We start from the raw sequence: 6,782 nt of genomic DNA, 5'->3' as shown, positions 1-6,782 counted from the left end.
GTAGTAGTATTTTGCGACCTTCTGGAAGCCGAGCTTCTCGTCGTCATAGGGGCCGACGAATTCCGCGGCGTCGATCGAGCCCTTTTCCAGCGCCGAATAGACGTCGCCGCCCGCGAGCTGCTGCGGCACCACGCCGAGCCGCGCCAGCACGTGGCCGCCCATGCCGGCGATGCGGAATTTGAGACCCTTGAGATCGTCGACCGTCTTGATCTCCTTGCGGAACCAGCCGCCCATCTGGGTGCCGGAATTGCCGCAGAGGATGGCGTGCGCCTTGAACGGCTTCAGCGCCTCGTTGGTAAGCTCGGCTCCGCCACCGAATGCCCACCAGGATTCCTGATGGCGATGGTTCATGCCGAACGGCGCGCCGGTGGCATAGGCCAGCGCCGGCTCCTTGCCGATGTAGAAATAGAGCGGCGTCTGCGCCATCTCGACCGAGGCGACGCTGACGGCATCGAGCGCCTGAAGGCCGGGGACGAGCTCGCCGGCCGCAAAGGTCTGGATCTGGAATTTGTTGTCGGTGGCCTCCGCCACGTATTTCGCGAAGGTCTGCGCGGTGCCGTAGATGGTGTCGAGCGATTTCGGGAAGCTCGAAGTCAGGCGCCATTTGATCTCGGGGGCCGATTGCGCAATCGCAGGTGCGGCAACCAGCGTCGTCGCGCCGGCAACCGCGCCGCCCTTGAGGAATGTACGGCGTTTCATGATCGGCTTCTCCCTGGATCAAGGCTTGAAATGGACGGCATGGGCCACGGTCTTCCCGGACCGTTTGCCCGTTCCTGAGGCAGAGTTCAAGCCGTGAGAACGCATGGCGCCGCGGCCATCGCGTGCCGAAACAGCGCACCGAACCAAGGGCTTGCCGGCAACTCCTAAGGCGTCCTGGAGGAAGATCGGCAGCGCCCGTTGTAATTCCCTGAATGCACTCCTCACGCCGCCTCGGCTTCCTCGTACAGGCCGGCCATGAAATCGCCGAACGAATCCGCGAGCGGCAGCACGTAGCCCCAATTGTCGGACATCGCTTCAGCGAGCGTCCAGGACTCGTCGTAGCGGGCGACCTCGTGATCGATGAACCAGATCTTGCCGAAGTGCGCCTCGTTGATCGTCATGCAGATCGGGTTGCCGCCATGGTCGCTCATGATCCACACGAGTTCATCGACGGTCGGCCATTGCGGCGTCTGACGCGTCCGGACCAGCGAGCACACGTCGCCCCGCAATCCCAGCACCTCCTGGACCGCACCGGCCCAATGCCCTTGCGGCCAGTTGAACTCGGCCGAGCCCTGACAATAGCCGCCGGCGCAGCCCAGCAGGAACTGGCGATAGTCATCCGGCAAGCGGCAGCCGATCGATTTTTCGAACGCCTCGAGCCCTGCGAGCGTCGGTTGCTCCGCGCCTGCGCGATCGACGCTTGAAATGAATTCTGCAATATCCATGCGATCCTCTTCCTCGGCGCGAAACGCGCCAAGCCTTGTTGAACCAAGCCTTGTTCAGTCAAGCCTTGGTCGCAGGCGCACAAGAGCGGGTTCGACGACGGCAGTCGGTAGCCCGGATGGAGCGAAGCGAAATCCGGGATCTCGCACGTCACCGGCACCGTCCCGGATTGCGCGGAGCCTGTCATCGGGCGGCGCTTCGCGCCGACCCGTTGGCTCCATCCGGGCTACGTGGATACAAGGCTCGCCGAAAGGCCGCTCTAAAGCAGCTTCGCGCTGACGAACAGCGCGCGCACGGCGTTGGTCGCCTGCACCGCGAGCATAGCGTTGTCAGCGGCGCCTTCCAGCGCGTGGACGGCGTCACCGTGCAGCGAGCGGAATTCCATCCACTCGACCGATTTGAAATTGGTGAGGAATTGATAGGCCTGGCCGACAGTCGCGATCGCCAGCGTGTCACCGTTCAGCTTGATCTTGAACGTCGTACGCAGCGGTGTGTCGGAGCTTGAAGGATCACTCATGGGCTGCTTCTGGACGAGGACGGCTTAACGAACGGGAAACGGCAGCCCCGCCGCAGCAGGCAAATATCAGGAGTCGGTACTCGCGCGCTGCGAGGCGGTCGCCGATCCGCTCAGCTTCGGCACCACGACCAGGCGGTTGAACTCGCCGTTGTCCCAGGCCTTGAGGAAGCGGTCATAGTCCTTGATCGAGACGCAGCCGTTGGAATCCCCGCGCGGCCCGAGCATGTAATTGTGGGTGAGCAGGCCGACGCGTCCGAGCGCGCTGGTGCCCTCGGTGGGCGTCAGGCGCAACGCCCGGACGCCGTGGAACAGTTTTTCGCGCGGCTTCAGGTCGTAGGTCGCCGGCGGGGTCGCACCCACCATGCGCTGGTCGACATGGTCGGGGTCATCCATCAGCGGGCCCATGCCCGAATGCGCTTCCAGCGTGACGCCGCCCGGCAGGTAGAGAGCCTTGGCCGAGATGTCATAGACCGCCGTCCGCGAATCGTAGCCGAGCGCAGCGAGATCCGGCGCCTTGCCGAACAGGCCGCTGTCGGGCGTCAGCGAGGCCAGCCTGATCTTGTCGGTGAATTTTTCGAAGAAGTTGCGGTTGTCGACCCTCGGGTTGGTCTCCGCATAGGCCTGGCTGGAGGCGATCTGGGCGGAGAGGTCCGCCTGGGACGGGCGCGAGCGCGGCATCGGGACGGCGGCGTCGGCGCGCTGCGACGGCCTCCGCTCGTCGACCGCGGGCCGATTGTCCTCGGTCAGGATCGAGCGCCAGTCATCGCCCTGGAGCTTCTGGGCGAGCATCGCCTTGGCGTCGCGCAGCTTGAGCTGGACCGCGTTCAGGGCGGACCGCTCCAATCCCCGCAGGCCGGCATCGCGAGCGGGGCCCGACAGCGAGGTGAAACGCTCGTCGAACGACAGGGTATTGGCCGGCGGCAACGCGGCGGAGACCAGGGGGGTCGAATCGCTGAGATCCGAGACCCAGGCGGCGGCGCCGAGCGACAGCGCCATCGCGGCCAGAGACAGCAAAATGGTCTCGGCTCGCCCGATACGGCGGCGCGACAACAGCCTCTCGGCTCTTGCGGTGTCGGAAACCATCAGATCCCCAAATCGACCCCCGGGGGGACCCACCCCCACCCGGAGACTCTATACCAGAAACCACATTGGGAGCCMAAAGTTAGGCATAATCGCGGCCGGCAGGGTGCCCCAAGGTAGCCAATGTCCGATCCTTTCGACCTAAACCGGTTCATTCAGGCCCAGAATCCGGTCTACCCCGCGGTGATCGGGGAGTTGTCCCGGGGCCGGAAGCAGAGCCACTGGATGTGGTTCATTTTCCCGCAGGTTGCGGGCCTCGGCCTCAGCGCGATGTCGCAGCGCTACGCCATCGGCTCGCGGGCGGAGGCCTGCGCCTACCTCGCCCACCCCGTCCTGGGCGCCCGCCTCGTCGAATGCACCGGCCTCGTGCTCGCCGTCCAGGGGCGCAGCATCAACGCGATCCTGGGTGCACCGGATGACGCAAAATTTCGCTCGTCGATGACGCTGTTCGGCGCGGCGTCGGGTGAGCCGATTTTCGATCAGGCGATCGCCCGATATTTCGCAGGCGAACGCGATCAGGCGACGCTGGAGATCCTTGCCAAGCTCGATCGGCCGGCGCGGTAGCGCGACCTGCGTCCGGACGAATGGACGCATGCCGGCGGGGCATGCAGCCGGCAGCGTAAACCCCGGATTAATACCGGCTGCCTATCGTTTGCGCAGAATCGTTTTCTTCCCCGCGCCAATTGCCGGACAGATCATGAAAATCGGTACGCTCCTGACCGCCGCCATCGTCTCGTTGTCGACCGTCGGAGGCGGCCTCGCCGTCTATGTCGCCGTGACGAAGTACCAGACGATGGACAGGATCGCCGAGGCGCAGGGCCGGCTCGCGATCGTCCGTGCCGTCAGCGACATCCCGCGCTACCTCAACCCCGAGCGCGGCTTCGCCACCAACATCCTCTACGGGCCCGCGACCTACGACCCGGCGCAGCTTTCCGAGCACGACAAGCTGCGCAAGCAGACCGATGGCGCCCGCGACAAGATGAATGCGCAGCGCAAGGAGCTGCCCGGCCCGTTCGACGACGGCAGCACCATCGGCAGCCACATCGACGCGATCAATTMGAAATTTGTCGCGCTGCGCGAGGCCATCGACAAGGCGATGGCAGGCCCCGCGGAGGTGCGCAAGGACGCGGCCAAGAAGATCGTCGCCGACAACGCCGTGCTCAACGCCGCCGTCACCGCGCTGCTCAACGAGCAGGTGCGCCGCATGGCGATCCTCAACGGCGATGCCTACCGCCAAGCCAGCTACGCCAACGTCGCGATGACGCTGCGCGACGTGGGCGGCTTCAACTCCAGCCTGCACAAGAATCTGGTCGGGGGCAAGAAACCGGCGACCGACACTGAGAAGGCCGACATCAGCCGCTCGCAGGGCCGCAACGACCAGATCGTGATGGCGCTGCAGGAATTGCGCGGCAACCCGTCAACCCCGGCGAACGTCGCCGCTGCGCTGGAGAAGTTCAACTCGATCTATATCGAGGAGTTCGGCCGCGAGCTCAAGCTGGTGAAGGACGGTGCGGTCAGTGGCAAGTATGAACACGACGTCGATACCTACTACACGGCCACGCAGCGCGGCCTCAGCACCATCATCGAGGTCCGCGACGCGTTCTATGACAACGCCGAGCAGATCCTCGCCGGCGCCTCCGCCGCCGCGCGCACCAGCTTCACCATCGCACTCGTCGGTCTCCTCGCCGTGCTGATCGCCAGCGCCGGCCTCATCGTGATGGTCCGCCGCCGCGTCTGCGCCCCGATCGTCAGCCTGACGACGCGGATGTCGCGCCTTGCCGACGGCGACGTTGCGGAAGAGATCCCCGGCGCCGAGCGTTCTGACGAGATCGGGGCGATGGCCGCAGCCGTCAAGGTGTTCAAGGACAACRTGATCCGGGCCGACCGGCTCGCGGCCGAGAAGCAGGCCGAGAACGACGGCAAGATGCGCCGCGCCCAGGCGCTCGACGGCCTCACCCGCGCGTTCGAGGCCAAGGTCACGGAGCTCGTCGGCGGCCTCTCCCGCGCCTCCTCCACCATGGAAGGCACGGCGCAGTCGATGACCTCGACCGCGGCGCAGACCAACAGCCAGGCCGCGATCGTCGCCGCGGCCTCGCAGCAGACCTCGACCAACGTGCAGACGGTCGCCAGCGCCACCGAGGAGCTGACCTCCTCGATCGCGGAGATCGGCCGCCAGGTCGCGCAAAGCACCGAGATCGCGACGCGGGCGGTCGACAACGCCCGCCGCACCGGCGACACGGCGCGCGCGCTCGCCGAGGGCGCGCAGAAGATCGGCGACGTCGTCACGCTGATCCAGAGCATCGCCGAGCAGACCAATCTTCTCGCTCTCAACGCCACGATCGAGGCCGCACGTGCCGGTGACGCCGGCCGCGGCTTTGCCGTGGTCGCGTCCGAAGTGAAGTCGCTGGCCGGCCAGACCGCGAAGGCAACCACCGAAATCTCCGAGCAGATTTCAGCGATCCAGACCGCGAGCGACGAGACCGTGACCGCGATCCGCAACGTCGCCGACGTCATCGCCGAGATCGATCAGATCGGCACGGCGATTGCGGCCGCCATCGAGCAGCAGGGCTCGGCGACCAAGGAAATCTCCCGCAGCGTCCAGGAGGCCGCCCGCGGCACCCAGGAAGTCAACACCAACATCACCGGTGTGCAGCGCGCCGCCGACGACACCGGAGCTGCCGCCAAGGAAGTGCTGGGCGCGGCCGAACAACTCTCGACGCAGTCGCGCGACCTCGCCGGTCAGTTCGACCGCTTCCTCGCCGAGGTCAGGACCGCGTAAGGCGCGGATTCGTAGCCCGGCGGATTCGTAGCCCGGATGGAGCCAACGGGTCGGCGAAGCGCCGCCCGATGACAGGCTCCGCGTAATCCGGGATCTCTGACGTCATCGGCAGCCCCCCCGGATTGCGCTTCGCCCCATCCGGGCTACGGGACATCAATACGGCGGCGCCTTGCGGGCGCGCTGCGCCTTGGCCGCCTCGATCCACCACAAAAGATCGTCGGCAAAGCGCGGGAACGACCGCTCCAGCGCCTTGCCGCCCTCGCCGATCGGCTCGCTTTCGGCCGACAGCGTCTGCGCGATCGGCCCGACACCGATGGTGCTCGACACCACCACCATGCCCATCTCCGACAGCGTGCCGTGCCAGGCGGTCGAGGCGCGCGCGCCGGACAGGCGGCCGGCGGAATAGCTCACGATCGCGGCCGGGCGCCAGAACCACTCCTCCAGGAAGTGATCGGTGAGATTTTTCAATCCGGGCTGAATGCCCCAATTGTATTCGCCGGTGACGAAGACGAAGCCGTCGGCGCCGCGGATCTGCCCCGCCAGCTTCTCGAGCGCCTCGGGCGCCGCACCCTTGGGATATTCCTTGTACATGCGGTCGAGCATCGGCAGGCCGATTGCCTTGGCATCGATGAACTCGACCTCCTCGCCGCGATTGCGGAGGCGGTCGATGACGAAATTCGCAAGGCGAATGCCCATGCGGTCGGAACGGTAGGATCCGTAGAGGACGAGGATGCGGTTGCTCATGGCGGGCACGCTAGCACGAAACAGCGGTACGGCCTCAACCGATTTGCCGCGCTATCGTTGTCGTCCAAGTTCCAGCGTTTGCGACGGCGTCTCGCCGAACTGGTCACGATAGCTTCTGGAGAAGTCGCTGAGATGCCAGAAGCCGAACGCCAGTGCGACGGCCTTGACGCTGTCGGCACCGGCGAGCAGGCGCTGGCGCACCAGCCACAAGCGGCGCAGGCGCAAGTAGCGATGCAGGCT

Annotated in this window: 8 protein-coding genes; 2 read left to right on the top strand and 6 right to left on the bottom strand. The window is 66.0% G+C overall.

Features of this window, described 5'->3' with window-relative positions; translation table 11 throughout:
* The 4 genes from ACXJL8_RS29525 to ACXJL8_RS29510 form a co-directional block, all read right to left on the bottom strand.
* On the bottom strand, positions 1 to 699 hold a 699-nt coding region (locus tag ACXJL8_RS29525), incomplete at its 3' end, for a TRAP transporter substrate-binding protein (RefSeq protein ID WP_456686056.1).
* Positions 700 to 920: 221 nt separating this feature from the next.
* Positions 921 to 1,424, bottom strand: coding sequence for an SMI1/KNR4 family protein (locus ACXJL8_RS29520; RefSeq protein ID WP_456622841.1), 504 nt, complete (start codon positions 1,422 to 1,424; stop codon positions 921 to 923).
* A gap of 257 nt (positions 1,425 to 1,681) precedes the next feature.
* Positions 1,682 to 1,939, bottom strand: coding sequence for a hypothetical protein (locus ACXJL8_RS29515; protein WP_456622840.1), 258 nt, complete (start codon positions 1,937 to 1,939; stop codon positions 1,682 to 1,684).
* Positions 1,940 to 2,005: 66 nt separating this feature from the next.
* A complete protein-coding gene (locus ACXJL8_RS29510; RefSeq protein ID WP_456622884.1) occupies positions 2,006 to 2,953 on the bottom strand; it encodes a DUF2778 domain-containing protein in 948 nt (315 codons plus the stop codon).
* A 189-nt stretch (positions 2,954 to 3,142) separates the two neighbouring features.
* Here ACXJL8_RS29510 and ACXJL8_RS29505 point away from each other — a divergent pair, with 189 nt between their 5' ends.
* Together ACXJL8_RS29505 and ACXJL8_RS29500 are read left to right on the top strand one after the other, a co-directional pair.
* Entirely contained in the window at positions 3,143 to 3,583 is a 441-nt protein-coding gene (locus ACXJL8_RS29505) for a DUF1810 domain-containing protein (RefSeq protein WP_456622839.1), read from the top strand.
* 133 nt (positions 3,584 to 3,716) lie between these two features.
* Positions 3,717 to 5,798 (top strand): methyl-accepting chemotaxis protein, encoded by a 2,082-nt coding sequence (locus tag ACXJL8_RS29500; protein ID WP_456686055.1) that lies wholly within the window; start codon positions 3,717 to 3,719, stop codon positions 5,796 to 5,798.
* 153 nt (positions 5,799 to 5,951) lie between these two features.
* Here ACXJL8_RS29500 and ACXJL8_RS29495 read toward each other — a convergent pair whose 3' ends face one another.
* Both ACXJL8_RS29495 and ACXJL8_RS29490 read right to left on the bottom strand, forming a co-directional pair.
* Complete coding sequence (locus ACXJL8_RS29495) at positions 5,952 to 6,542, bottom strand: NADPH-dependent FMN reductase (protein ID WP_456622837.1); 591 nt, start codon at positions 6,540 to 6,542, stop codon at positions 5,952 to 5,954.
* Positions 6,543 to 6,593: 51 nt separating this feature from the next.
* A partial coding sequence (locus tag ACXJL8_RS29490) for a helix-turn-helix domain-containing protein (RefSeq protein ID WP_456686054.1) occupies positions 6,594 to 6,782 on the bottom strand: 189 nt, incomplete at its 5' end.

It is taken from the genome of Bradyrhizobium sp. P5_C11_2 (assembly GCF_054049755.1).
This window is presented reverse-complemented; position numbering and strand designations above follow the sequence as displayed.

Coding starts and splice junctions, on each gene's coding strand:
- ACXJL8_RS29520 (WP_456622841.1), bottom strand. CDS start 1,424: ATGGATATTGCAGAATTCATTTCAAGCGTCGATCGCGCAGGCGCGGAG.
- ACXJL8_RS29515 (WP_456622840.1), bottom strand. CDS start 1,939: ATGAGTGATCCTTCAAGCTCCGACACACCGCTGCGTACGACGTTCAAG.
- ACXJL8_RS29505 (WP_456622839.1), top strand. CDS start 3,143: ATGTCCGATCCTTTCGACCTAAACCGGTTCATTCAGGCCCAGAATCCG.
- ACXJL8_RS29495 (WP_456622837.1), bottom strand. CDS start 6,542: ATGAGCAACCGCATCCTCGTCCTCTACGGATCCTACCGTTCCGACCGC.